The following is a 24,778-nucleotide window of genomic DNA, read 5'->3' on the forward strand; positions in this document are numbered from 1 at the left end:
ACTATACAATGGTGGAACGAACGCATGTCTTACCTTGATAATCTGCGTGTTTTTGTGCGCGTTGTCGAATTGGGAAATCTATCGGCAGCAGGTCGCGACCAGCGCGCCTCTCCAGCCGTTGCAAGCAATCGAATCAAGGAGTTGGAGAAGCATTTGGGCGTGCGGCTCTTCAACAGAACGACACGCAAACTGACCCCAACAGAGCATGGCCGCATCTTTTATGATGGTGCGATAAAGATACTCGAAGCGGTCGATGAAGCGGAAGCCGCAGTGGCCGAATTGGCCAAAAATCCGAAAGGATCGATTCGGATTACAGCGCCTTTAGGACTGGGTCGAAGACTGATTGCATCGGGAATTCCGGAGTTTCACGACAAATATCCGGACATAGAAGTGCGCCTGCGACTATCTGACCATGAGATCGACATTATGAGCGAAAGCGTTGATGTTGCTTTCAAATTAGGCGTTCTGGAAAATTCCAATCTGCGCATGCGCGGCATTTTAAACTGTGAGCGTGTGATCTGCGCTGCCCCAGAATATCTCGAAAAACACGGCACTCCACAGTCTCCTGATGAGTTGTTGGGTGATCAGCACGACTGCCTTCTGCTGCGTTTTCCTGGCTCAAAAGAGTTTTACTGGTCGCTACAAACCGCAGAGGGCCTGCGCAAGTTTGAAGTCACCGGACCATATGACTCCGACGACGGCGACGTATTGACGCAATGGGCGCTCGGCGGGCGTGGAATCATCAACAAGCCGCTGTTTGAGGTGAAGGAATATATCCGCGACGGGCGGCTGATTCCGATTCTTGAAAGCACCCCACCAGCATCAATCCAGCTTGCAGCGATCTATCCGCATAAGCGCTTTCAGGATCCGAAAGTGCGTCTGATCATCGATTTTATGACTGAGCGCTGCCAACGGCAGATCAAGGAATTGCTGGCTTAAGAGCGCGTTACGATCTGATTGAATCAGATCGGCGCTCTAAATATTTATTCTAACGCACATCTTTGTCCGCAAACCGTTTCACACTTTTCGGGATGCGCTCTAAACCAATTGCAAAACTTTGTTGGAAACCAGCACCGAGGTCAAAACCTCCGCCGCAGCCAATGCGGCAATAACTTCCGGCCGCTTGTCTTTGACAACTGCACCACCAACCGGACAGACGAGATTTTCAAACAAATCAGCGCTGCCGAATTCGTTTTTCAACCAATTCTTGAAAGTGGCTTTTTTGGTTTTTGAGCCGATCATGCCAACATAGACGGCATCACCCCGCTGCAAAGCCTCAGCCACGATCAGAAAATCAAGCGCATGGTCATGGGTCAGCACGATGAATGCGCTTGCCGGTGGAGCTGAACGGACCACCTGTTCCGGCATTGCCGCAAGACAGGTTTCAACGCCGGGCGCATCGACGGCCATAAGCTCCGCCTCACGCGTATCGACCAGAATGACGCGCACAGGGGTCAGCGACAATGCATAGGCAAGCGCGTCACCAACATGGCCAGCGCCAAAAACATAGACATGCGGACGCATGGCAATTTCGGCATCGACTTTAATGACCAATTCTTCGGCAAGGCCACGGTTCACGCGCTTGAAACCCAAAGCCACGCGACCACCGCAGCACTGTCCGATCTCGGGGCCAAGCGGCACATCCATCGGGGAATCTTTGCCGCCCGCTAAAATCTTCCGGGCATGGTCAATCGCCATATATTCGAGTTGCCCGCCGCCAATGGTGCGGAAAATCATATCGCGCGCAACAAGCATCCAAGCCCCCGCATCCCGCGGGGCAGAACCTCTGACATCAGTGACTTCGATCAGAACACTATCGGGCCGCTTATTCAGAAACGCCCTTATGTCGTCCCGCCTGCCCAGCATCGCATCAGCCTCTCTGACTTCGCAGCCGCTCGATTGCCATCAAGACACGCTCGGGCGTTGCAGGCGCATCAAGGCGCGGACTGGTCTTATGATCTGCAACACTCGCCACTGCATCCGACAGCGCATAGAGCACCGACATACCGTGTGGCAGCGGCGGCTCACCCACCGCCTTAGAGCGGTGGATCGTCGGCTCATAAGCCTCCGACCAGTCGGTCAGTGCTACATTGAAAATCTTCGGACGGTCCGAGGCCAGAGGGATCTTATAGGTCGATGGTGCATGCGTGCGCAGCCTGCCCTTATCGTCCCAGACAAGCTCTTCCGTGGTCAGCCAGCCCATGCCCTGCACAAAGCCGCCTTCCACTTGTCCAATATCAATAGCGCGGTTCAGCGAACGCCCGGTATCGTGCAGAATATCGGTGCGTTCCACCACATATTCGCCGGTCAATGTATCGACAGACACCTCGGAACAGGCAGCACCATAGGCATAATAATAGAAGGCGTGGCCTTTACCCTTGGCGCGATCCCAATGGATTTTTGGCGTCTTGTAATGACCCGATGCGGAAAGCTGCACGCGCCCGATATAGGCCTGCTTCACCAAATCGTTGAAGCTGACTTCCTGATTGCCGACGCGTATGCGGTTTGGCAGGAAAACAACCTGATTTTCCGGCACCTGATATTGCTGGGCGGCAAAATGAATAAGGCGCTTCTTGATCTGACGCGCTGCATCCTGCGCCGCCATACCATTGAGATCAGCGCCGGACGATGCCGCCGTGGGCGCTGTGTTTGGAACTTTCGCGGTCGTAGTTGCGGTGATCTTCACGCGATCAAGGTCGATCTGGAATTCTTCAGCAACCACCTGCGCCACTTTCAGATGAAGCCCCTGCCCCATCTCGGTTCCGCCATGGTTCATATGTACCGAACCGTCATTATAGACATGCACCAGCGCACCGGCCTGATTGGATTCCGTCTTGGTGAAGGAAATCCCGAATTTCACTGGCGTCAGTGACATGCCGCGTTTGACATAGCGGCTTTTGGCGTTGAATTCGCGGATTGCCTCGCGGCGCTTCGCGTAATCCGCACTTTCCTCAAGCTCGGCAACAATGCGCTGGATGATGCAGTCTTCCACCTTCTGGTGATAGGGCGTGACATTGCGTGTGCCGTCTGTTCCCATCGCGTCATAGAAATTGAGCTTGCGGATTTCGAGCGGATCTTTACCGACAGCAAAGGCCACTTCTTCGATCACGCGCTCGGCACCGACCATGCCTTGCGGACCGCCAAAACCACGAAAGGCCGTGTTGGAAACCGTATTGGTATAAAGCGGCGCGGATTGCGCATGAACGGCGGGGAAGAAATAGGCATTGTCGCAGTGAAACAGCGCGCGATCACCAACCGGACCGGACAGGTCGGCAGAGAAACCGGCATTCAACGCGAACAGATAATCGACACCGAGGATATTGCCCGCATCGTCAAAGCCCACTTCGTAGTCGACGACGAAATCATGGCGCTTGCCGGTCGAGGTCATGTCCTCATCACGGTCGAGCCGGATTTTGACGGCGCGTTTGTGCTTCTTGGCAGCGATAGCGGCAATTGCCGCCCATTGGTTTGACTGCGTTTCCTTGCCGCCAAAACCGCCACCCATGCGGCGCACTTCTACCGTCACCGAATGGCTCGGAACGCCAAGCGCATGGGCCACCAGATGCTGGGTTTCGCTTGGCCCCTGCGTGGAGCAATAGATCGTCACGTCTTCATCTTCGCCGGGGATCGCAAGCGATACCTGCCCTTCGAGATAAAAGTGATCCTGCCCTCCGATTTTCATGCGGGCTTTGACCTTGCGCGGCGCGTCGTCAATGGCCTTACGGGCGTCACCACGATTAAGCGTCAACGGCGTGAAGACCAGCTTGTCTTTGTAGCCGTCGAGACTCGAAATCGAAAACAGGCCGGGCATTTCTTCATAGTCTATCTTGGCAAGGCGAGCTGCGCGACGCGCCTGATCACGCGTGCGGGCCAAAACCGCAAAGATCGGCTGGCCGTGAAATTGCACAGTGTCTACCGCAAAAATCGGATCATCATGCATACCGGATGGCGAGACGTCGTTTTCGCCTGGCACGTCCTTATAAGTCAGTACGTCGACCACACCGGGGGCAGAGCGTACTGCCGACAAATCAATTCCGGTGATTTTGGCGTGTGCCACGGTCGAACAACCGATACCGATATGCAGCGTGCCTTCGGGTTCAGGAATATCGTCGATATAGACCGCTTCACCCGTCACATGCTTATGCGCTGAGTCATGGCGCTGATCGGTTGCGACACCGCCTTTAATGCGCGCCGCTTTGATTTCAGATGCAGGATGCTTGTTCATGTCATCCTCCTTATGCCGCAACAGTGTTTGGCTTACGCAAAGCTTCGCTCTCGCCCTGCGTTTCAGCATAGAAGCGGCGGAGCAGATTTTTCGCAACCAACAAACGGTAACCAGCACTCGCACGCATGTCGCTCAAAGGCTGATAGTCGAGGCCATAGGCTTCAAGTGCCGCCTCGACAGTTGCGTCATTCCATGGCTTGCCAAGAAGGGCTGCTTCCACATTCAACGCCCGCTTTGGCGTTGCGGCCATGCCGCCATAGGCGATGCGGATGGAGGCGACATTGCCATGTACATCGAGTGTCAGATGAAAGGCGCCAAGCGTTGCCGTGATGTCTTCCTCAAAACGCTTGGAGATTTTGTGAATAGCAAACTGACTGCGCTCGTCCGGAATTGGCACATGCACGGCTTCGACAAACTCGCCGTGCTGACGATCCTGTTTGCCGTAGGCGATGAAGAAATCTTGCACTGGAATCGTCCGGCGTTCGGCACCCTTGCGCAGTGTCAGCTTTGCATCAAGCGCGATCAATGGTGGTGGTGTGTCGCCAATAGGCGAACCATTGGCGATGTTGCCGCCGATGGTGCCCATATTACGCACCTGCTCGCCGCCAATGCGGTTGATCAGGCTTCCCAGCGCAGGAATGCGCTTCGCCAGAAATAAAAAAGCTTCGGTATAGGTGACGCCCGCGCCAATGCTGATAACACCATCTTTTTCGCTAATTGTCCGCAATTCATTGAGGTGACCAATGAATACTACCGGCGAAATATCACGCATCATTTTCGTGACCCAGAGGCCCACATCGGTTGAACCGGCAACGATTGTGGCCTTGGCTTCGGCTGCATAAATATTGGCAAAATCTTCGAGATCAGCAGGCACGACCAGACGGTCCTTGCCGCTGCCGATTTCAACCCGTGTGCCGTCGCGTAAAGCGCTGAGCTGGCTGATGACATAGGCGCGTTCGATCGCGAGCGGATCATCGGTCAAGGTGCCATAGTCAGATATTGCACGCGCGGCACGCATGATCGCCTCATAACCGGTGCAACGGCAGAGATTGCCTTGCAGTGCCTTTTCAATTTGTGCATCCGCTGGCTTTGGATTGCGCATCCAGAGACCATAAAGCGACATGACAAAGCCCGGCGTGCAGAAGCCGCATTGCGAGCCGTGAAAGTCGATCATCGCTTTTTGCACAGGATGCAGACCGCCGTCGGAGCCGCGCAGATGCTCAATGGTTACGACATGCGTAGCATCGAGAGAGCCTACAAAACGGATGCAGGCATTCACGCTTTCATAGACGAGTTCGTCATCGACAATCTTGCCAACCAGCACCGTGCAGGCACCGCAATCGCCCTCGCCGCAGCCTTCCTTGCTGCCGCGTAATTTGCACGAAAGCCGCAGATAATCGAGCAGAGTTTCTGTGGGCGAAACACGGTCTAATTCAACCGTCTCGCCATTCAGCAAAAAGCGGAGTGTATGTCTGACGGCTTGACCCATATCGCTTAACTCCCGCGATAGGTTGAATAGGAAAACGGCGAAACCAGCAACGGCACATGATAATGCGCCTTTTCGTCGGAAATGCCAAAGCGCAATGGCACCACATCCAGAAACGGAATGGTGTCAGCGCTTTTGCCGAAATATTCGCCAACGTGAAAAAGCAGCTCGTAAGAACCTTGATGCAGTGTATCGTCGGCAAGCAGCGGTGCATCACAGCGACCATCTGCATTGGTGCGGATTTCGCGCAAAGTTTCGGCTTGCTGATTCTCAATGCGGCGCAATTCGATGCGCAGATTTGCCGCTGGCTTGCCACTCACCGTATCGAGGACATGCGTCGTTAACCGGCCCTGACCGCTCGTTTCGTGACCCATTTGTACTCCTGCCGCTTGCGCGATTCGACCTATCTACCGTCGCAACCATTGCAAGCTATTGTTTTTATGTGGTTTATTTCGCACGACATTCAAGCCTTTGCGAACCACACTTGTTCCCGATTGTGAGTATTCACCGAAGCTCTGTCTTGGGAAAGATGATAATCGTTGGATGTCTTTCAAAATTTTGAGGGGGAATAGTCTGCGTAAATCTTTATTATCATAAGAAAAAACCATGAATAATCGAGGGAAGACCATATGAGTTATCCGCGCAATCTGGTTGGCTATGGCCGCAACACACCAGACCCACAATGGCCGGGCGATGCCAACATCGCCGTGCAGTTCGTCGTCAATTATGAAGAAGGTGGTGAAAGCTGCATTCTCGATGGCGATCCGGCATCCGAAAACCTGCTTTCCGAAATCGTCGGCGCGCAGGCATGGAACGGCCAGCGCAACCTCAATATGGAATCCATCTACGAATATGGCGCCCGATCCGGCTTCTGGCGTTTGTGGCGCGCTTTTACGCGACGCAACATGCCCGTCACCGTTTATGGCGTGACCCTTGCCATGGAACGCAATCCCGAAGCTGTTTCAGCCATGAAGGAAGCGGACTGGGAAATCGCCAGCCACGGCCTGCGCTGGTGGGAATATAAGGACGTTCCCGAAGAGGTTGAACGCGAACATATTCGCGAAGCGGTGCGCCTGCATACAGAAATAACCGGCTCGCGTCCGCTTGGCATTTATCAGGGCAAGCCGTCGGATAACACGCTTAATCTGGTGATGGAGGAAGGCGGCTTTCTCTATTCAGCCGATTCCTATGCCGATGAATTGCCTTATTGGGTGAAGGGGCCAAAGGGCCCGCATTTGATCGTGCCTTATACGCTCGACACCAATGATATGCGCTTCGCAACGCCACAGGGTTTTAACTCCGGCGATCAGTTCTACAGCTATCTCAAAGACACATTTGATGTGCTTTACCGCGAAGGTGCGGAAGGTGCGCCGAAAATGATGTCAATTGGCCTGCATTGCCGTCTGGTCGGGCGTCCGGGCCGTGTGGCAGCACTTGAGCGGTTCCTCGATTATGTGCAGACGCATGACAAGGTCTGGGTTGCCAAACGCGTCGATATTGCGCGGCACTGGCATGAACATCACAAGCCAAAGGCAGTCAATGTGGTGCCATCGAAAGCCAGCAAGGCAGATTTCGTTGCGCGCTATGGCGGGATTTTCGAGCATTCGCCATGGATTGCCGAGCGCGCCCATGACATGGGCCTGACGGAACTGGCAGACTCGGCTTCCGGTCTTCACACGGTTCTGGTGCGTGCTTTCCGCGCTGCATCGGATGATGAAAAGCTCGGTGTGCTGCGCGCCCATCCTGATCTTGCAGGCAAGCTTGCAGCGGCGAAGCGTCTGACACCGGAATCGACCTCTGAGCAGGCAGGGGCGGGTCTTGATGCTTTGACGGACGATGAGCGCAAGACGTTTACTGAACTTAACGACACTTACACGCAAAAATTCGGCTTTCCATTTATCATCGCGGTCAAGGGCCGCAACGCCCAAGAAATTCTGAGCGCGTTCAAACGGCGCGTCGAAAACAGCAAGCAAGCAGAGCTGGAAACCGCATCCGAACAGGTCGAGCGCATCGCGCTGCTGCGGCTGAAAGATATTCTTCCTGAGACACTTTACTAGGATAAGACCATGAGCCGTAATTATTACGCCCCGACCGGTGGCCTGCCGCCACAGACGCAAATTCTGACCGATCGCGCGATGTTCACCGAAGCCTATGCGGTCATTCCGAAAGGCACATTCAGCGATATCGTCACAAGCTTTCTGCCCTTCTGGGACAAGACGCGGCTTTGGATTATTGCGCGCCCGTTATCGGGTTTTGCCGAGACTTTCTCACAATATATTATGGAAGTGCAGCCCGGCGGCGGCAGTGATCGTGCAGAGCTTGATGATGGCGCACAGGGTGTGTTGTTTGTTGTCGAAGGCGAAGTGACCGTCACGCTTGCCGGCCAGGATCATGTGCTTACCGAAGGCGGCTATGCCTATCTGCCGCCCAAAAGCGGCTGGACGCTTCGCAACAATTCAGGTGCTGTCGCGCGCTTCCATTGGGTGCGCAAGGCTTACGAGTATGTCGATGGCCTTGATGTGCCGGAGCCGCTTTTCTTGAATGAAAAGAACATCGCACCAACACCTATGCCCGACACCAATGGCGCATGGGCCACGACGCGCTTTGTCGATCCGAACGATCTGCGCCACGACATGCATGTGACCGTGGTGACATTCGAGCCGGGCGGCGTCATTCCGTTCGCCGAAACCCATGTGATGGAACACGGGCTTTATGTTCTTGAAGGAAAAGCGGTTTATCGGCTCAATCAGGACTGGGTGGAAGTAGAGGCAGGCGACTTCATGTGGCTGCGCGCCTTCTGTCCGCAGGCTTGCTATGCCGGTGGACCCGGACAATTCCGCTATCTGCTCTACAAGGATGTCAATCGCCACATGAAGTTGTCGCGATAGAAAACCGGTAAAGCCGAAAAGAATGAATGCGGTTCAGTCTTATGTCTCCCAGATTGAACCGCAATTCAGCTATGAGCGCAAGTTCAACATCAAACTGCTTACATCACTCGGATTAACAGTCAATTCATAGAAATTAATACTTAAAATATTAGCTATTTATTTTTTTAGACCACCTGAATTTGCTTAAATAACAATAATATATTGCCTGTTGAATAGGCTCTTATTTTGTGATCAATAGTTGTTTGAGATTTGTAAACTGATTGATCGGCATTACACATCACCAATTTAGATAGAGATTGCATTTATGACAAAATATCGCTCCATCGGCCTTGCAGTTGCATTCACAACCATTTCGGGTCTGTCAGCTTTTGCTGCCCCACTTCCGGGTGGAGCAAGCACATTGCAGGAAACTTATGAGGATTGGACCGTTTCTTGCCAATCACAGAAAGATAAAACTCTCTGCGCAGTCCGTCAGGATCAGAATAGCTCTCAAACCGGCCAGCGCGTTCTGACCGCAGAACTGCGCAATGTGGATGGTGGCAAGGTAGAAGGCGTACTTCTGATGCCATTCGGTCTTGATCTCGCAAACGGTGCAGCACTCAAGATTGATGAAGCCGCGGGCCCAAATCTGACCTTCTCAACTTGTCTGCCCCAAGGATGTCTGGCGCCAGTGAGCTTTGATGCGAAACAGGTTGCGGCCCTGAAGGCAGGCGCCAATCTCAATGTGACCACGACAGCGCTCAGCCCCAGCCAGCCGGTTGCATTTAAGGTTTCGCTGAAGGGCTTTGGCTCTGCACTTGACCGCATCGTTACACTGACAAAGTAAGCAATTTTCCGGTCGAAAAGTAAGCCGCTCGCTTTTCAGCGCGCGGCTTTTGATTATACGGCTGCCGAAATATTGCTAATGCGCAAGAGCGACCGCCGCCAGCGCATCGTCATCAGCACGGATACGATTGCAAGCCCCGCCGCAAGGCCAAGCCAGACACCAGCGCCACCGAGTTTGAACTGGAATGCCAGCAAAGCGCCTAGCGGCAAGCCAACGCCCCAATAGCCAATCAATGCAAGATACATCGGAATGCGCGTATCTCGCAGGCCGCGCAGCATGCCAGCGGCAACCGCTTGTGCGCCGTCAACGATCTGGAAAAGTGCCGCAAGTGCAAGGAACGTGACAGCAAGCTCAATAACCGCAAAGTTTTCCGGATCTTTGAGATTGAGGAACACGCCGATGAACAAGCGCGGGATCAAAATCATCAGCAGACCCATGATTGCCATGAACCCTACGCCCAGTGCATAGGCGCTCCATCCTGCATAGGCGACAGCCTGCGCATCCCCGCGCCCGTAAGCACGACCGACGCGCACCGTTGCCACTTGCCCGAAGCCAAGCGGCACCATGAAGCTGAGCGACGCCACCTGTATGGCAACGGCGTGCGCTGCCATGGCAGTCGGCCCGATATAGCCCATCATAATGACGGCAGCGTAGAAGATCGACGTTTCAAATACGAAGGTCAGCGCCATTGGGAAACCAATGCGCCAAAGCTCGACCAGACGTGGCCAGTCAGCGCGCCAGAAGCGACCGAACAAACGATAGCGGCGGAAACGGCGATGGCGCATCGTGATAAATGCCATGCCGAGAAACATCATGATGCTCGACAGCGTCGTGGCTATACCCGCGCCATGCAGCTCCATACGCGGAAAGCCGAAGTGCCCGAAAATCAGGGTCCAACCAGCAAGCGCATTAAAGCCAATGGCAGCAGCAGCAATCAGCAGCGTCCACATCGGCTTTTCCATCGCAGCAAAGAACGACCGCAGCACAATATAGAAAAGATAGGGCAACAGCGCCCATTGCAACGTGTGCATAAAATCGGTGGAACGCGCCGCAATATCCGGCTGCTGGCCGAGGAAGATGAATATTTCCTCGCAATGCCACAGCACGATCCAGATCGGGATTGAAATGATAATCGCCGACCACATGCCTTGGCGCACGGTGCGGCGAACATCGCGCACCGAATGGCGGTTCTTACCGAGTGCGATGGCAATCATTGGCATAACAGCCGAGACCAGCCCCATCGAGAAGATCATCAGCGTATGATAGAAACTGGTCGCCAACAGCGCCGACGCAAGCGTGTCCTTACCGAGACGACCAATGAAGATAACGTCAGTCGCGGTGAGTGCCGCCTGCGAAAGATTAGTGAAAATCAACGGCCAGCCGAGTTTAAGCGACGTGGCCATTTCCCGGGCCCAGCGCCGAACGCTATTCACATGTGGCTCGCGAAAGCCCGCATCAACTGTATTGGTCACTCGTCACTCCCCGAACTATCCGTGGCCGTCAATCCGCCGGACAATCCATAGCTGAAACACGCGCCATGACGTCAGAGACCATGTCAATCTGAGGAATTTAGCATCGTGATACGATCATCGACTGCCCCATGCCGGCTAAGAGCGTTCATCGCTTCAAAAGCGACTACGCTCCCACTTTTCGGTTTGCTCAATTTCTTTTGGGAACGTTGTGTATGTTCCAGAAATTGATCCGGAGCCAGGCGGGTTGCACATCGATTTGCACAAAATTGGAGCACAATGGATAGCAGACTTGCATAAAGAAGCAACACATCTTGGGAAGTAAATTCTCACCTGCTGACATGCACGAAAATCAATTCCATTTACGTTGCAGAATTGTGGTTTCGCGGGTGCATTTCTGTTGACCGTTAAGCTCCTTTGCTCACCAATAGTGAAAATACCAAGTTGGGAGAAAAACCATGCGAAGCACGAAAGTCATTCACATCGTTGGCTGCCATGCAGAGGGTGAGGTTGGCGACGTTATTGTCGGTGGCGTTGCTCCTCCTCCCGGTGATAGCGTTTGGGAACAGTCGCGCTTCATTGCAAGCGACGAGACTTTGCGCAATTTCGTGCTGAACGAACCGCGCGGCGGCGTGTTTCGCCATATCAATCTTCTGGTTCCACCCAAAGACCCACGCGCTCAAATGGGCTTTATTATAATGGAACCTGCCGATACGCCGCCCATGTCGGGCTCCAATTCGATCTGCGTTTCTACCGTTTTACTCGACAGCGGCATCATCCCCATGCAGGAGCCCATCACACGCATGGTATTGGAAGCGCCCGGCGGAATCATTGAGGTGGAAGCTGAATGTCGCAACGGTAAGGCGGAGCGCATCAGCGTGCGCAACGTGCCATCCTTCGCTGACCGTCTGGATGCCGCACTGGAAGTTGAAGGGCTTGGCACCATAACAGTCGATACCGCCTATGGCGGAGACAGTTTTGTCATTGTCGATGCGGCGCATATCGGCATGAAAATCGAGCCGGAACAGGCGCGTGAACTGGCCGAAATCGGCGTGAAAATCACCAAAGCCGCCAATGAGCAATTGGGTTTCCGGCATCCTGAGAAAGACTGGAACCACATTTCATTCTGCCAGATCACTGAGCCAGTGACACGCGATGGCGATGTGCTGACAGGTGTGAATACCGTTGCCATTCGCCCCGCAAAACTTGATCGCTCACCAACCGGCACTGGCTGCTCTGCACGCATGGCAGTGTTACACGCAAAGGGCCAGATGAAAGTTGGCGAGCGGTTTATTGGAAAGTCCGTACTTGGTACGCAATTCCATTGTCGGCTTGATAAGGCTCTGGAGCTTGCTGGCAAACCCGCCATCAGCCCGATCATTTCCGGTCGCGCATGGGTGACGGGGACTTCGCAGCTTATGCTTGATCCAAGCGATCCGTTTCCAGGCGGTTATCGGCTCTCTGACACATGGCCTCGAGGCGACTGATATTTATTCGCTGACGGGCTGAACACCCGCCGCTTAATACACAAACAAAAACCCCGCCAAAGCGGGGTTTTCTTCAGTCATTTAGACGAGGCTTACGCGAAGTCGAGTGCGCGGTCGCCATCTTCATCTTTAATACGCGATGGCAGGCCGATTTGGTTCAGAATATGCAGGAATGGCTTTGGATTAAGCTCTTCCACATTGACCATCTTCTTCACGTCCCATTCGCCCGAAGCGATCAGGATTGCGGCTGCAACAGGCGGTACACCTGCAGTGTAGGAAATGCCCTGCGAACCAACTTCGTTATAGGCGTCCTTATGGTCGGCGACGTTATAGATGAAGACTTCCTTCTCTTTGCCGTCCTTCAAGCCCTTGACGAAATCGCCAATGCAGGTCTTGCCGGTGTAGTCCGGTGCCAGCGAGGATGGATCAGGCAGCACAGCCTTGACAACCTTAAGCGGGATGACTTCCAGACCTTCAGCGGTCTTAACCGGCTGTTCGGACAGAAGGCCCAGATTGTTCAGCACGGTAAAGACGTTGATATAGTGATCGCCAAAGCCCATCCAGAAACGCACATCAGCGTTTGGGTAGTTCTTTGAGAGCGAATGCACTTCATCATGGCCGGTCATATAGGCCTTGCTTGGGCCAACGACAGGCAGGTCGAAAGTCTGGCCGACTTCAAACATCTTGTTCGACTGCCACTGACCACCCTGCCATGAATAAACCGTGCCGGTAAATTCGCGGAAGTTGATTTCAGGATCGAAGTTGGTCGAGAACCAGCGGCCATGCGAACCAGCATTGATGTCAACGATGTCGATGGACTTAACCTCATCGAGATAGTCGTCGGCAGCCAGACGCGCATAGGCATTGACCACGCCCGGATCAAACCCGATGCCCAGAATGGCGGTGATGCCCTTCTCTTCGCATTCCTTCAGGTTCTTCCATTCGTAGTTGCCATACCACGGTGGGGTTTCGCAAATCTTCTTCGGATCTTCATGGATCGCAGTATCCAGATAGGCCACGCCTGTATCAATACAGGCGCGAAGAACCGACATATTAAGGAAGGACGATCCGACATTGATGACGATCTGAACGCCGATTTTCTGGATCAGAGCCTTGGTGGCTTCAATATCCAGAGCATTCAGCGCATGCGCTTCCAGCTTCACCTCAGTCTTGAGGCTCTTCTTTTCATGCACGCTATCGATAATGTTGCGGCATTTCTCAACCGTGCGGGACGCAATATGGATATCGCCCAAAATGTCAGAGTTTTGTGCACATTTATGTGCAACAACCTGTGCCACGCCCCCGGCGCCGATAATGAGAACGTTCTTCTTCATTTTCTGTCGATGCTTCCTCTTCCAGCGGTTTCCCGCCATCTGTTTACTGTCCCCGGCTCTCCTGCCTTATGGAACGTGTTGAGTTCGTGCGATTTTTAAGCCGTCACAGGTCTCAGGAGAGAGACCCTTCAAAATCCGCATAATCAAATTCGCGGACAATCTTCACCGTGCCGTCGAGTTCACGCACGGCAATGGCTGGCATTTTCACGCCATTAAACCAGTTCTTTTTGACCATCGTATAACCGGCAGCATCTTCAAATGAGAGGCGATCGCCAATAGCCAGCGGCTTGTCGAAATTGAATTCGCCGAAAATATCACCCGCTAGGCAGGATTTGCCGCAGATCATATAGCTGTGCTCGCCATTGTTCGGCACCATCTTCGCTTTTTCACGATAGATCAGCAGATCAAGCATATGCGCTTCAATCGAGCTATCGACCACGGCAAGGTTCTTGCCGTTATAAAGTGTGTCGAGAACCGTCACTTCCAGCGTCGTGGTCTTGGTGATCGAAGCTTCGCCCGGCTCCAGATAGACCTGCACGCCGAACTTTTCCGAAAACGCCTTCAGGCGCGCGCAGAAATCATCGACCGGATAATCGTCGCCCGTGAAATGGATACCGCCGCCAAGGCTGACCCATTCAACGCGATGCAACAGCGAGCCGAACTTTTCTTCAATATCGGTCAGCATCGTGTCGAAAAGACCGAAATCAGAATTTTCGCAATTGTTATGGATCATGAAGCCGGTGACGCGGTCCATAACCTTTTCAACCTTCGCGACATCCCATTCGCCAAGCCGGCTGAACGGACGCGCAGGATCAGCGAGATCGAAGGTTGAAGACGAAATGCCTGGATTAAGACGCAGACCGCGCTTGATGTGTGCTGCTTTATCGGCGAAGCGCTCAAACTGACTGATCGAATTGAAAATGATCTTGTCGGCATGGCTGACAACTTCGTCGATCTCGTGATCAGCATAGGCCACGCTATAGGCGTGTGTTTCGCCACCAAAACGCTCATGGCCAAGACGCACTTCGTTAAGCGAGGACGAGGTGGTACCGTCCATATATTCGCTCATCAGATCAAACACCGACCATGTGGCAAAGCATTTCAGCGCCAGCAGAGCTTTTGCGCCGGATTTCTCACGCACATAGGCAACTTTTTCCATGTTGCTTTTAAGCTTGGTCTTGTCGATCAAATAATATGGCGTCTGGATCATAGTCGTTCCGGGTCGTCAGCGAGGGGATATGGCCTGTCCAGTTATCTGGCCGGCACGTTATGCAGCTATATAAGGCTACTAATTAAGAGGCTTATATGAAGCTTGTGACAGAAACACAAATCCGCCACAGACATTTTGAGAAAAATTTCTCAAGAGCAGCGGCGGACTGGATATTTCTGGGCTTGATATAGGGCTTTTCATTTAAAATTGAACCCCTTTTGATTTTTATTCATGCTGTTTTACTTTCTCCCCCATTCCGAAGATCAAAAAAGCATTTTATAAGACGCACAAACGCGTGCGGACAACGGGCATCAACCCGTCTCTGAAATGCGGGATAGGACCAGGGAAAGAAATGCAGACCGAAAATCCAGCCGCCACTGTAACAGCAGGGGCTACCGCAGGCTGGGGAGAATTGTTTGCGGGCAAGAATGCGATAAGTTCGCTGACGCTCGTAGGCGGCGTAGCACTCCACGCCATCAATGTTTTTATCGCCACAACCATATTGCCAACCGTAGTCGCCGACATTGGCGGCATGGATTATTATGCATGGAACACGGCGCTGTTCGTGACCGCGTCTATTCTTGGCTCGGCGCTTGTGCCGAAACTTCTGTCACAAGCTGCACCGCGCAATGCCTATCTGGTGGCGGCAATTATCTTCGCTATTGGCACACTTGCATGCGGCTTTGCACCGTCCATGCCTGCCATGCTTGGCGGTCGCGTTGTGCAGGGGCTTGGCGGTGGCATGTTGCTGGCGCTGTCTTATGCAATGATCCGCATTGTCTTTAGCGAAAGGCTCTGGCCGCGTGCCATTGCACTTGTTTCAGGCATGTGGGGTGTGGCAACGCTGGTTGGCCCTGCTGTTGGCGGCATTTTTGCTGAGCTTGGCCAATGGCGCGCAGCCTTCTGGTCGCTGGTGCCAGTGATTGCTATCTTCGCAGTAATGGCGATGGTCGTTTTGCCAAAGCAGATCAGCAATGCTGAAAACAAAGACCGTCTTGCATGGCCGCAGCTGATTTTGCTGACCATGGCGGTACTGATTATTTCGGCTGCCAGCATTTCGCCGAGCGCGTTTTGGAATGTTGCAGGTGTTGTCATCGCATTTGCGGTGCTGATGCTGCTTGTTTTTGTCGAACATCGCTCCACAAAACGCATTTTGCCGAAGGGAACATTCAGCCTGAGCCGCCTTGGTGCGCTTTATCTCACCATGGGCTTTCTGGGCGGTTCCGTCACCAGTTCGGAAGTGTTCGTGCCGCTGTTCTTTCAAGTTCTGCATAACCAGTCACCGCTAATTGCTGGCTATCTTGCAGCGCTGATGGGCGGAAGCTGGACGCTTGGCTCCATCGGCTCATCGGGCGTGACAGGTAAAAGCGTGAACCGGGTTATCCTTGCGGCACCCATTATGGGCGTTATTGGCATGATAACACTTGCTATCCTCGTGCCTCCGGGCAGTGAAGGCAATTGGACAAGTCTGCTGCCGATCTGTCTTGCGATGATTGTCATCGGCTTTGGCGTTGGCATGACATGGCCGCATCTGCTGACACGCATTTTCAAACGCGCTGATGCAGCAGATCAGAATTTGGCTTCGGCATCGCTGACAACGGTTCAACTGTTCACCACGGCTATGGGTGCAGCACTCGCTGGCATGGTGGCCAATCTCGCAGGGCTGAGCAATCCCGGCGGGGTTGCAGGCACCGCCAATGCAGCGCTCTGGCTGTTTAGCGGTTTTGCCGTGATGTCGGGCGTCGCACTCTTTGCGGCTATCGCACTGGTGCGCAGTTCGCGTTGAAAGGCAAATCGAGCTTCCTGAGCACAACATGCTTCGGAAGCTCGCTTGATTAGAACGTGGTTTCTTGAGACTGCGTTTGGATTCGATTTAATTGCGCGACGCATATACCTGATTAACTCTTGATGTCGGGACACAGAAGCATTATTCCAACTTCCGTAATCGTCGGCCGGGCATGGTGCAGCATACCGGCAAATCACGACCTCCGCGGAAGCCACCCTGAAGGCAGCCAGACGCGATCCCCCATGATTGCGATAAATGAAGTTCGCTTGTTTTGAGCGGACACCGTGAAAAGCGAAACAGAGACAGTTCCGACATGAGCAGCAATTTTTATCAGGAAACCGTTCTTGACGTTCACCACTGGACCGACAGGTTGTTTTCCTTCCGCACCACACGCGATCAGGGCCTGCGCTTCCAGAGCGGCCAGTTCATCATGATCGGCCTTGAAGTGAACGGCAAACCGCTGCTGCGCGCTTATTCGATTGCTTCCAGTGTCTATGACGAACAGCTCGAATTTTTCTCGATTAAAGTGCAGGATGGTCCGCTGACCTCGCGCTTGCAGCACCTGAAAGAAGGTGACAAGCTGATCGTTGGCAAAAAGCCGGTTGGCACGCTGCTTTATGACAATCTCATTCCGGGCGACAATCTGTGGCTGCTTTCGACCGGCACCGGCCTTGCGCCATTCCTGTCGATCATCCGCGATCTTGAAGCCTATGAGCGTTACAAGAAAATCATCCTCGTGCATGGCGTGCGCGAAGTGAACGAGCTGGCTTATGCCGATCTCATCACCAAAGAACTGCCAGAAGACGAATTCTTGGGCGAGATGGTGCGCGAGAAGCTCATTTATTATCCGACCGTGACGCGTGAAGAGTTCCGCAACAAGGGTCGCCTCACCGATCTGATCAGCTCAGGCAAGATTTTTGAAGATCTCGGCCTGCCGAAATTCTCCGAACAGGACGACCGGATGATGCTTTGTGGTAGTCCAGAAATGCTTGCCGACATGCGCGTCATTCTTGAAGGACTTGGCCTTGAAGAAGGCAGCCAGAGCGAAGCCGGTCACTTCGTGATCGAAAAGGCTTTCGTCGAAAAGTAAGAGCTGATCTATACGACGATGAAAGGGAGGCTCATGCCTCCCTTTGTTACTTTTGCACCTTGCCTTGTTCGGGATCGCTTTGAAATGCTGTTGAGACTGTTCGCCCTGATCATTGCTCTTGTTTGCCTCGCGCCCATAGCGAGCGCAGAAAGCTTCACCAGCAGCGGCGTCAGGAAGCTGCAAGTGATCGACCCGGTTGATCATCAACCGATGGATGCTGTGGTTTTCTACCCAAGCACAGACGAGGCAAAAGTCACAAAAATCGGCCCCTATCAGGTGGCAGCATCGCCCAATGCAATGATGGCAGAGGGGCAGTTTCCGCTGATCCTGCTGTCGCATGGCACGATGGGCAGCATGTGGGGGCATCACGATCTCGGCGCATCTCTTGCCCGCGATGGCTATGTCGTGGTCAGCCTGACCCATGCAGGCGATAACTTTGCCGATACCAGCCGGTTGGGCGCTATAAGCTCCACCTATGGCCGACCGATGCAGATTTCAGCAGCACTCTCCACAGCGCTGAACGATGCAGTACTTGCTCCGCATATCGACAAGAACCGTATCAGCTTTGTAGGTTTTTCGGCGGGTGGCACGACCGGGCTGATCCTTGCAGGGGCAAAGCCAGAGCTTTCGCGCTTTGAGGATTACTGCGCAAAACGCATCGGCGATAACAGCATCTGCGAAGCAGAGGGCAAGATCAGGATCGACCGCGCAGACCTCATACCACAAGCCGATCCGCGCATCAGCGCTTATGTCCTGATGGCACCGTTAAGCGTTGTCTTTCCGCCTGAAACGCTCAAATCAGTTACAGCACCCACACTCATCTATGTGGGTGATCAGGATAGCGAGTTATCGCCTGAGGACAATGCCATGGCGCTGGCGCCTGAACTCCCCAATGCAGAGTTGAAGATAATCAAGAAGGCCGGGCACTTCACCTTCCTCGCGCCCTGCTCCGAAGACCTTACAAAACTCGTTGCCGGATTCTGCATTGATAATCCGGGTGTTGTGAGAACCACGCTTCACGAGCGGATCAACGCGGAAATCGCGGCTTTCTTTGGCAAAAAGCTGAAGAAGCGGGATTAATCGCGTCGCAGCCTGATAATGATAACCACCTTGAAATGAAAATGCGCCTCAAACTCGGCACTGGCGGACCAAGTCCAACAATCCTTGGGAACTAGGATCACCACGATGATCGTTGTTCCAATGCAATGCCTGCCATCCGCAATCTCGCGCAGCTTCCACATTCAGCATCGTGTCGTCGATAAAAATGATATCAGCCGCATCAGCACCTGCACGTTTTTCGGCAGTTTTGAAAAAAGCAGGGTCGGGCTTTTTCACACCTAAAGCTGCGGAATAAATCATCCCGTCCACATGAGCCGCAAGGCCAAGATCCGACATGATGTAGGCCGCGCGCTCATGATCCTGATTGGTGGCAAGCCAAACTACGTGTCCATCGGCACGCAGCTTTTGACATGCCTGTAACACCGATTGATCGATATGGCTGTCATGGGTAAACCAATAATCTGCAAGCTGCTCGGCACTCACATCGGAGTTGATGTTTTTCAGGGCATCATCGAGAGATGGCATGAGTTCGGCATTTCCCAACTGGATCGCAGGTCAGTATTTTGCAAAAAAATGCAGCTTTAAATCAGCAGGCAAAATGCCGAGATCCGCTTCTAACGATGTAGTCCAGTGCTTTCCATCCGAAGGACGCCCTGAAATCAAAACACCGTCCACATCAAGCATAATCGTTTTCATCACACCTCTCCCTGATCTTCATTGCGCATCGCAAGCGATCGGCCTTTAAAGGAGGCATCTTCCGTCACATCAGCGCCAAACCATTCAGGTGGTTGAAATTGTCGTGCGGCTTCCATCGATGAAAACTCCACCTCAACCAGCAAAAGCGATGCAAGATCACCCGCAAAAACGTCGAGTTCAAAAGTCTGACCTTCAGGAAGGTCCCCGACATAGCGCGTCTTTTCAAAGCGTCGCGTAGCGGTTGCAGGCCAGAGCGCCTGAAACTGCGCCTCGCTGATCGCAACTTCATATTCTAGACGCTCAATCAAACCCTTTGATTTGAGGGTGAGAAAATGATCGGTCCCTTTACTGCGTAATCGAATTTCAACAGAGTCTTCAGCACGGGTAAAATAACCTTGCTGTATTTTCACCGCCTCAAGCTGCTCCAGCGGAGGCAATGTCGCCACCAGAAACTTTCGTTCGATTTCCAAGGGCTTATTCTCAATCATTAATACTGTCCGATTTCTAATGCTCGACGAAGGTCTTGGGAGAATCGGCGCAAAATAGCGATGCTATATTGCAGTTATGTAACGGCAACTGCGCTTAACCCGCATTATGAAACGATTACCACCATTCGCAGATCACACAAATTTCAACAAAAACATGATTGCTTTATTCATATATCCATGCAAATTATAAATGACTGACTATCAGTCAGTTAATATAATGATCTGGGAGGCCGGCTAATGTGTGCGTGCTGGCCTTTCAGGTTTTCGAGCGCATCACGAAAAGCAAGAAGCGGTTTTCGGAAAAGCTGCGCGTTACTGCAAAACTTAGAGTGTCGATCTCATGCAATCAGATCGAAACGCGCTCTAAGCCTCATAACCACGAGACATCGGTGCTTGCGACCGGATTGAACTGGCTCAAAACATGCAAGCGAGACCCTTGCATGCCGGTCAGCCAACAATTTTGGCCGCAGCGAGAGCGAGAATTCATGTTTCACAATACCGAACAGTGGCCTTATGTCGTCACGCTCGCCAAAGGCCCTTCGACAATCGAAGAGCTGCGCGCATTCTGTGAAAGCTGGAATGCATGGCTTGATGAAGGAAAGCCTTTCATTGCGATAAGGCGCTTTCTTGATGAAGATGCGCTTCAGCAGCCATACGGCGGAGCGCGCGAGATCAAGCAATGGTTTCAGCAAAATGCAGAGCGTATCCGCAATCAGGTCATGGGCATGATTAGCATTGTACCTGAATCCGTGTATGAGGAAGCAAGCCGCATGGATGCGGAAAAGCTGTTTCGCGTGCCCGCAGGCACATTCTCGAATGTCGACGCCGCCCTGCACTGGCTGGATGAACGGGTTGTTCGACCCAATCAGCTTGCTTTTGACAAGGCCGCAATCCGCGCAAAACTGGAAGCAGCCTGAAAACGGGAGTGAATGATTTGCCAGCAGCCACTAAGACAAAGCCCCGCACAAAACCGGCGGAAATTCGTCGCAGCGAGCTTATGTCGGCGGCTGAAACGATCTTTCTTGAAAAAGGGTTTGTGGCCACAAGCGTCGATGAAATCGTGCGCAAAGCTGACGTTGCCAAGGGCACCTTTTATCTGCACTTCCGCAGCAAAGACGACATTCTTGTCGCCTTACGCGAGCGCTTTATTGCCTTTTATTGCGAACGGCTCGACAGCGAGTTGAGCACCGTTCCAGCCAATGACTGGAACGGTCGCCTTACAGTCTGGGCAGGCACCGGCATTGCGACCTATCTCGACAATTATCGTCTGCACGATCTAGTTTTTCATGATTTTCATCCGCCAATGCGCCATGTCATGCAGGAAAATCCAGCAATCGTGCGGCTTGATCAGCTACTGAGTGATGGTAACGATGCAAACGCCTGGTCAATAGAAAACACGCGGCTTCTGGCCACGCTTCTATTTCATGCGCTGCATGGTGCGGTTGATGATTTCATCATCCGCTCCAACATCACTGACCGCGATGAAATGGTTCGCGGCGTGCAGGATCTATTTTTGAAAGCTGTCAGGTCGTAAGCGCGCTACTTCTTCACACCAAACACGTGTTCCGGCCCCGGAAACGTACGGGCGCGCACCTCTTGCGCATAGGCTTCAGCCGCATCGGAAATCTGCGGTGCAAGCTCTGTAAAGCGCTTGACGAAACGCGGCGTAAAATCCTGAAACAGACCCAGCATATCGTCTGAAACCAGAATCTGCCCGTCACAAGCGGGTGACGCGCCAATGCCAATTGTCGGGATCGCCAGATTTTGCGTGATCTCGCGGGCAAGTGGCTCGACAGTGCCTTCAATCACCAGCGCAAACGCACCCGCATCGGCAATAGCCTGTGCATCTTGACGGATGCGATTGGCTTCAGCATCGTCGCGTCCGAGTGAGCGAAAGCCACCAACTGTATTGACCTGCTGCGGCATCAGCCCAACATGGCCAAACACCGGGATGCCACGTTTGACGAGAAATTCGACCGTCTCGGCCATTTCCTCTCCGCCCTCAAGCTTGACACCATCGCAGCCGGTTTCCTGCATGATACGGGCAGCGCTGCGGAACGCCTGTTCTTTGGATTCCTGATAAGTGCCAAAAGGCAAATCGACAGTCACACAGGCATGGTCAACGCCACGCATGACCGCTTTTCCATGCGCGATCATCATGTCGAGCGTGACACCAAGTGTGGAATCCATACCGTAAAGCACCATTCCAACGGAGTCGCCCACCAGAAGCAAATCGCAATGCGGATCAAGCAATCGGGCAATCGGCGTGGTGTAAGCCGTGAGGCTGACAACCGGGCGTTCGCCCTTCATCGCCTGAATAGCCCTAGGCGAAAGGCGCTTTTTGTTAACAGTCGCACTCATTTCAGGCGGCCTTTTCCTGCGCAGATAATTCTATGACGCGATTATCGAGAAGACGCGTTGAGCCAAATCGCACGAAAAGTGCAACCAGAACCGGTCTGCCCTGCACCGACGTCAAACGCTCCAATGTGTCAGGATCGCGGAGTACAACCACCTCCGGGCTGGCAAGCGGCTCTGCTTCTATGAAAGCACGGATGGCGGCTTCAAGCGCTTCCGGGTCGTCTATGCCAGAGCGATAAAGCCGCTCTGCCTCATCAAGCGCCTTTGGCACGATGATAGCAGCAACACGTTGTTCAGGCGTCAGATAAACATTGCGGGATGAACAGGCAAGATTGTCATCGTCGCGCACAGTTTCGACACCCACCACGCGCACAGGGATCGCCATATCTTCGACCATGCGGCGGATGATGACGAGCTGCTGGAAGTCCTTCTCACCGAAGTAAGCAGCGTCTGAACCGACGATATTGAAAAGCTTGCTCACAACCGTTGCAACACCTGCAAAATGGCCGGGGCGAGCCTCGCCTTCCATCTGATTGCCGAGCGCTGGCACATCGACAACGGTTTGCATCGGGCGCGGGTACATATCCGACACCGCAGGGGCAAACAGGAAATCGACATTCGCGTTGCGCAAGAGGTTTGCATCGCGCTCAAGATCACGCGGATATTTGTCGAGGTCTTCGTTGGCACCAAATTGCAGCGGATTGACGAAGATCGAAACGACGGTGACATCGTTTTCCGCGCGCGAGCGGCGTACAAGCTCCAGATGCCCTTTGTGGAGATAACCCATGGTCGGCACGAGGCCGATGGATTTGCCGCTCTTGCGAGCCGCACCAAGTGCTTGTCGCAAGTCTTCAATTGTATGGACGATCTGCATGAGGGGCTTCCTGCCAACTGCCAGAGTTGGCCGTAGTCCTACAGCGCGCCTTCAAATATGACAACTGCACATTTGCCAATGCATAAGATGCAGCGCGGTTTAGTTTCCGACCGTGCCGCTGACTGTACTGCCTACCGTTCTGCCAAAGCGATCAATCTGCTCGTTGTAGGTCCGGCGTGTATTCGGATCGAAAACGGCGATCGGCGCGCTGACTACGAGTGAAGCAGCAGTACCCACGCCTTGTGCCGTACCGAGAGCCACAGCACCCAGACGCTCGCCAAGACCAATGTCGGAATCGGTGATGGTTTGGCCCGTGACGAGGCGCTGGCCGATCAACTGAACCACTTCCGGGCTTGATGCGAATTTGCCGTGATTGAGGCTATCGCCCGCTTTTAGCTGCGTGAGATCGATAACAGTAATTCCGGCCTGCTCGAGCTGTGACCTGTATGGCTCAACCGATGGATCAATCTGGCCAAGGCGGTCAACATTGCCCGAAATGAAGCGCGAAGCACGAAGCGCACGATCATCGCGGGATGTGAATAGCGTGAAGCGCGGATGCTCTTTGCCCATAGCGCGGAACTGCTTGTTGAACACATCCACATCAAGATCAGGGGACGCAAGAATAACGTCTGTGATCTTCCGATCTACGCGCTTATCCCGGATTGCCATCTGGCGCAGTGCTTCCACCGTCAGCCAGCTACCCATGGAATGCGCCATGATCGTTACGTCTTTGACGCGCGGATCATTCACGAGTTTGCGCAGCACCGTTTCCAGCGCATCGCGCGAATAATTGGTGCTTTCCTTGTCGTAATTATAATCAAACACACTGCCACGTGACGGCCATGTGAAAATCACAGGTGCCACTTCTGCGCCGGAATCATGCACGATCTGTGCGAAGCGATAGACCGAATCTTCAAATGTATTATTGAAGCCATGCACGAAAACCATCACGCGCCGTGATTTTGGCAGGCTATGATCAAGCCATTGTCGCGCGCCGGTTTCGGTATTGATCGCCTTCACTTCCACCGTCGCAAATTCTTTGAGCGGGTTCGGTGGCATTTTCTTAGGCCACTGCACTTCGCCAACTTTGCGATTTTTGTCCGGCGGAATGGAAACAACAATCTCGGTGAGGCTGATGTCCTGATCGCGCTCGCCGGAATAAAGCAGGCCTGGATTATCGGACGGCTTGCGGGTCGTGGCGACCATCAGGTCCACTTTTGACGCGCCCGGAACACTTTCTGTGATGGGAATAAGCACACCGTCGGGACGGCTGGCGCAACCCGCAAGGAGAGCAAGCATAACGAGCAATGCCGGGGCGGTATGACGAAAAATGCTCCGCAAAACTCAACTCTCCCAAAAGGACAAAACCCGAAACGCGCCCAATCGGGCAGATATGAAGGCACTATTCTTCAAGGGAGAGAATAAGCCAAGCGTTAAATATCGGGAGCTGTGGAAAGCCAGAACAATTGCGGCATCTCAGTTACACAAAAAGCACGAAAAAG

The 24,778-nt window shown here is 53.3% G+C and carries 23 protein-coding genes; 10 read left to right on the top strand and 13 right to left on the bottom strand.

Translation table 11 applies throughout. The features are described 5' to 3' along the window. The first annotated feature begins 24 nt into the window (after positions 1–24). Positions 25–939 (top strand): LysR family transcriptional regulator, encoded by a 915-nt coding sequence (locus ACOZHT_RS03060; protein WP_339513566.1) that lies wholly within the window; start codon positions 25–27, stop codon positions 937–939. A 99-nt stretch (positions 940–1,038) separates the two neighbouring features. On the opposite strand, the gene xdhC is transcribed toward ACOZHT_RS03060, so the two are convergent. Genes xdhC through uraH form a run of 4 tightly spaced genes read right to left on the bottom strand, consistent with a single transcriptional unit; the run spans position 1,039 to position 6,085 of the window. Beyond that, complete coding sequence (gene xdhC, locus ACOZHT_RS03065; protein ID WP_339513568.1) at positions 1,039–1,866, bottom strand: xanthine dehydrogenase accessory protein XdhC; 828 nt, start codon at positions 1,864–1,866, stop codon at positions 1,039–1,041. A 4-nt stretch (positions 1,867–1,870) separates the two neighbouring features. Next, positions 1,871–4,225: a xanthine dehydrogenase molybdopterin binding subunit gene (xdhB, locus tag ACOZHT_RS03070; protein WP_339513570.1), complete on the bottom strand. Its 2,355-nt coding sequence runs from the start codon at positions 4,223–4,225 to the stop codon at positions 1,871–1,873. A gap of 10 nt (positions 4,226–4,235) precedes the next feature. Further along, on the bottom strand, positions 4,236–5,714 hold the full coding sequence (gene xdhA / locus ACOZHT_RS03075) for a xanthine dehydrogenase small subunit (RefSeq protein WP_339513572.1): 1,479 nt from the start codon (positions 5,712–5,714) through the stop codon (positions 4,236–4,238). A gap of 5 nt (positions 5,715–5,719) precedes the next feature. Beyond that, positions 5,720–6,085: a hydroxyisourate hydrolase gene (gene uraH / locus ACOZHT_RS03080; protein ID WP_339513574.1), complete on the bottom strand. Its 366-nt coding sequence runs from the start codon at positions 6,083–6,085 to the stop codon at positions 5,720–5,722. A 255-nt stretch (positions 6,086–6,340) separates the two neighbouring features. Between uraH and puuE the strand changes: the two genes are divergently transcribed. The 3 genes from puuE (at position 6,341) to ACOZHT_RS03095 (ending at position 9,425) form a co-directional block, all read left to right on the top strand. After that, positions 6,341–7,768, top strand: coding sequence for an allantoinase PuuE (puuE, locus tag ACOZHT_RS03085; protein WP_339513576.1), 1,428 nt, complete (start codon positions 6,341–6,343; stop codon positions 7,766–7,768). A 9-nt stretch (positions 7,769–7,777) separates the two neighbouring features. Continuing rightward, positions 7,778–8,599: a bifunctional allantoicase/(S)-ureidoglycine aminohydrolase gene (locus ACOZHT_RS03090; RefSeq protein ID WP_339513577.1), complete on the top strand. Its 822-nt coding sequence runs from the start codon at positions 7,778–7,780 to the stop codon at positions 8,597–8,599. A gap of 304 nt (positions 8,600–8,903) precedes the next feature. Continuing rightward, positions 8,904–9,425, top strand: a complete 522-nt coding sequence (locus ACOZHT_RS03095; RefSeq protein ID WP_339513579.1) for an invasion associated locus B family protein — start codon at positions 8,904–8,906, stop codon at positions 9,423–9,425. Positions 9,426–9,478: 53 nt separating this feature from the next. Here ACOZHT_RS03095 and ACOZHT_RS03100 read toward each other — a convergent pair whose 3' ends face one another. Continuing rightward, on the bottom strand, positions 9,479–10,897 hold the full coding sequence (locus ACOZHT_RS03100; RefSeq protein WP_339513581.1) for an MATE family efflux transporter: 1,419 nt from the start codon (positions 10,895–10,897) through the stop codon (positions 9,479–9,481). A gap of 455 nt (positions 10,898–11,352) precedes the next feature. Here ACOZHT_RS03100 and ACOZHT_RS03105 point away from each other — a divergent pair, with 455 nt between their 5' ends. Continuing rightward, the gene (locus ACOZHT_RS03105) at positions 11,353–12,381 is read left to right on the top strand and encodes a trans-3-hydroxy-L-proline dehydratase (RefSeq protein ID WP_421565317.1); all 1,029 of its coding nucleotides are present in this window, start codon (positions 11,353–11,355) and stop codon (positions 12,379–12,381) included. A 92-nt stretch (positions 12,382–12,473) separates the two neighbouring features. Here ACOZHT_RS03105 and ACOZHT_RS03110 read toward each other — a convergent pair whose 3' ends face one another. Both ACOZHT_RS03110 and nspC read right to left on the bottom strand, forming a co-directional pair. Further along, complete coding sequence (locus tag ACOZHT_RS03110; protein WP_339513585.1) at positions 12,474–13,715, bottom strand: saccharopine dehydrogenase family protein; 1,242 nt, start codon at positions 13,713–13,715, stop codon at positions 12,474–12,476. Positions 13,716–13,827: 112 nt separating this feature from the next. Continuing rightward, on the bottom strand, positions 13,828–14,925 hold the full coding sequence (nspC, locus tag ACOZHT_RS03115; protein ID WP_339513587.1) for a carboxynorspermidine decarboxylase: 1,098 nt from the start codon (positions 14,923–14,925) through the stop codon (positions 13,828–13,830). Positions 14,926–15,277: 352 nt separating this feature from the next. Here nspC and ACOZHT_RS03120 point away from each other — a divergent pair, with 352 nt between their 5' ends. From ACOZHT_RS03120 to ACOZHT_RS03130, 3 genes are all read left to right on the top strand, one after another. Next, positions 15,278–16,711, top strand: a complete 1,434-nt coding sequence (locus tag ACOZHT_RS03120) for an MFS transporter (RefSeq protein ID WP_339513589.1) — start codon at positions 15,278–15,280, stop codon at positions 16,709–16,711. Positions 16,712–17,024: 313 nt separating this feature from the next. Beyond that, positions 17,025–17,801: a ferredoxin--NADP reductase gene (locus tag ACOZHT_RS03125; RefSeq protein WP_007873545.1), complete on the top strand. Its 777-nt coding sequence runs from the start codon at positions 17,025–17,027 to the stop codon at positions 17,799–17,801. 33 nt (positions 17,802–17,834) lie between these two features. Then, the gene (locus tag ACOZHT_RS03130; RefSeq protein WP_339513592.1) at positions 17,835–18,881 is read left to right on the top strand and encodes an alpha/beta hydrolase family protein; all 1,047 of its coding nucleotides are present in this window, start codon (positions 17,835–17,837) and stop codon (positions 18,879–18,881) included. 48 nt (positions 18,882–18,929) lie between these two features. Here ACOZHT_RS03130 and ACOZHT_RS03135 read toward each other — a convergent pair whose 3' ends face one another. From ACOZHT_RS03135 to ACOZHT_RS03145, 3 genes are read right to left on the bottom strand one after another with little or no spacing between them, the layout of a single operon-like run. Next, a complete protein-coding gene (locus ACOZHT_RS03135) occupies positions 18,930–19,403 on the bottom strand; it encodes an HAD family hydrolase (RefSeq protein WP_421565318.1) in 474 nt (157 codons plus the stop codon). 12 nt (positions 19,404–19,415) lie between these two features. Further along, complete coding sequence (locus ACOZHT_RS03140) at positions 19,416–19,556, bottom strand: hypothetical protein (protein ID WP_421565319.1); 141 nt, start codon at positions 19,554–19,556, stop codon at positions 19,416–19,418. Then, positions 19,556–20,044, bottom strand: a complete 489-nt coding sequence (locus ACOZHT_RS03145; protein WP_339513595.1) for a CYTH domain-containing protein — start codon at positions 20,042–20,044, stop codon at positions 19,556–19,558. The genes ACOZHT_RS03140 and ACOZHT_RS03145 overlap by 1 nt, the downstream gene beginning before the upstream one ends. A gap of 485 nt (positions 20,045–20,529) precedes the next feature. Between ACOZHT_RS03145 and ACOZHT_RS03150 the strand changes: the two genes are divergently transcribed. Beyond that, the gene (locus ACOZHT_RS03150; protein WP_339513597.1) at positions 20,530–20,961 is read left to right on the top strand and encodes a hypothetical protein; all 432 of its coding nucleotides are present in this window, start codon (positions 20,530–20,532) and stop codon (positions 20,959–20,961) included. A gap of 8 nt (positions 20,962–20,969) precedes the next feature. Next, positions 20,970–21,578 carry a TetR/AcrR family transcriptional regulator gene (locus ACOZHT_RS03155; RefSeq protein ID WP_339513599.1) on the top strand — a complete coding sequence of 203 codons (609 nt, stop codon included), beginning with the start codon at positions 20,970–20,972 and terminating at the stop codon, positions 21,576–21,578. A 5-nt stretch (positions 21,579–21,583) separates the two neighbouring features. On the opposite strand, the gene panB is transcribed toward ACOZHT_RS03155, so the two are convergent. The 3 genes from panB to ACOZHT_RS03170 form a co-directional block, all read right to left on the bottom strand. Beyond that, on the bottom strand, positions 21,584–22,405 hold the full coding sequence (gene panB / locus ACOZHT_RS03160) for a 3-methyl-2-oxobutanoate hydroxymethyltransferase (protein WP_339513601.1): 822 nt from the start codon (positions 22,403–22,405) through the stop codon (positions 21,584–21,586). A gap of 1 nt (position 22,406) precedes the next feature. Then, a complete protein-coding gene (gene panC, locus ACOZHT_RS03165) occupies positions 22,407–23,276 on the bottom strand; it encodes a pantoate--beta-alanine ligase (RefSeq protein WP_339513604.1) in 870 nt (289 codons plus the stop codon). Between the two features lie 99 nt (positions 23,277–23,375). Further along, positions 23,376–24,575: an alpha/beta hydrolase gene (locus ACOZHT_RS03170; RefSeq protein ID WP_339513666.1), complete on the bottom strand. Its 1,200-nt coding sequence runs from the start codon at positions 24,573–24,575 to the stop codon at positions 23,376–23,378. Positions 24,576–24,778 lie beyond the last annotated feature (203 nt).

The sequence above is a fragment of the Ochrobactrum sp. EDr1-4 genome, from assembly GCF_049199085.1.
Lineage (GTDB): Bacteria > Pseudomonadota > Alphaproteobacteria > Rhizobiales > Rhizobiaceae > Brucella.

Bases quoted from the DNA above. Each gene is read 5' to 3' on its own strand.
- nspC (WP_339513587.1), bottom strand. From the start codon at position 14,925: ATGATCCAGACGCCATATTATTTGATCGACAAGACCAAGCTTAAAAGC.
- panC (WP_339513604.1), bottom strand. From the start codon at position 23,276: ATGCAGATCGTCCATACAATTGAAGACTTGCGACAAGCACTTGGTGCG.
- puuE (WP_339513576.1), top strand. From the start codon at position 6,341: ATGAGTTATCCGCGCAATCTGGTTGGCTATGGCCGCAACACACCAGAC.
- ACOZHT_RS03060 (WP_339513566.1), top strand. From the start codon at position 25: ATGTCTTACCTTGATAATCTGCGTGTTTTTGTGCGCGTTGTCGAATTG.
- uraH (WP_339513574.1), bottom strand. From the start codon at position 6,085: ATGGGTCACGAAACGAGCGGTCAGGGCCGGTTAACGACGCATGTCCTC.
- xdhA (WP_339513572.1), bottom strand. From the start codon at position 5,714: ATGGGTCAAGCCGTCAGACATACACTCCGCTTTTTGCTGAATGGCGAG.
- ACOZHT_RS03120 (WP_339513589.1), top strand. From the start codon at position 15,278: ATGCAGACCGAAAATCCAGCCGCCACTGTAACAGCAGGGGCTACCGCA.
- panB (WP_339513601.1), bottom strand. From the start codon at position 22,405: ATGAGTGCGACTGTTAACAAAAAGCGCCTTTCGCCTAGGGCTATTCAG.
- ACOZHT_RS03125 (WP_007873545.1), top strand. From the start codon at position 17,025: ATGAGCAGCAATTTTTATCAGGAAACCGTTCTTGACGTTCACCACTGG.
- ACOZHT_RS03110 (WP_339513585.1), bottom strand. From the start codon at position 13,715: ATGAAGAAGAACGTTCTCATTATCGGCGCCGGGGGCGTGGCACAGGTT.
- xdhB (WP_339513570.1), bottom strand. From the start codon at position 4,225: ATGAACAAGCATCCTGCATCTGAAATCAAAGCGGCGCGCATTAAAGGC.
- ACOZHT_RS03130 (WP_339513592.1), top strand. From the start codon at position 17,835: ATGCCTCCCTTTGTTACTTTTGCACCTTGCCTTGTTCGGGATCGCTTT.
- ACOZHT_RS03140 (WP_421565319.1), bottom strand. From the start codon at position 19,556: ATGAAAACGATTATGCTTGATGTGGACGGTGTTTTGATTTCAGGGCGT.
- ACOZHT_RS03150 (WP_339513597.1), top strand. From the start codon at position 20,530: ATGTTTCACAATACCGAACAGTGGCCTTATGTCGTCACGCTCGCCAAA.
- ACOZHT_RS03145 (WP_339513595.1), bottom strand. From the start codon at position 20,044: ATGATTGAGAATAAGCCCTTGGAAATCGAACGAAAGTTTCTGGTGGCG.
- ACOZHT_RS03090 (WP_339513577.1), top strand. From the start codon at position 7,778: ATGAGCCGTAATTATTACGCCCCGACCGGTGGCCTGCCGCCACAGACG.
- ACOZHT_RS03170 (WP_339513666.1), bottom strand. From the start codon at position 24,575: ATGCTTGCTCTCCTTGCGGGTTGCGCCAGCCGTCCCGACGGTGTGCTT.
- ACOZHT_RS03095 (WP_339513579.1), top strand. From the start codon at position 8,904: ATGACAAAATATCGCTCCATCGGCCTTGCAGTTGCATTCACAACCATT.
- xdhC (WP_339513568.1), bottom strand. From the start codon at position 1,866: ATGCTGGGCAGGCGGGACGACATAAGGGCGTTTCTGAATAAGCGGCCC.
- ACOZHT_RS03105 (WP_421565317.1), top strand. From the start codon at position 11,353: ATGCGAAGCACGAAAGTCATTCACATCGTTGGCTGCCATGCAGAGGGT.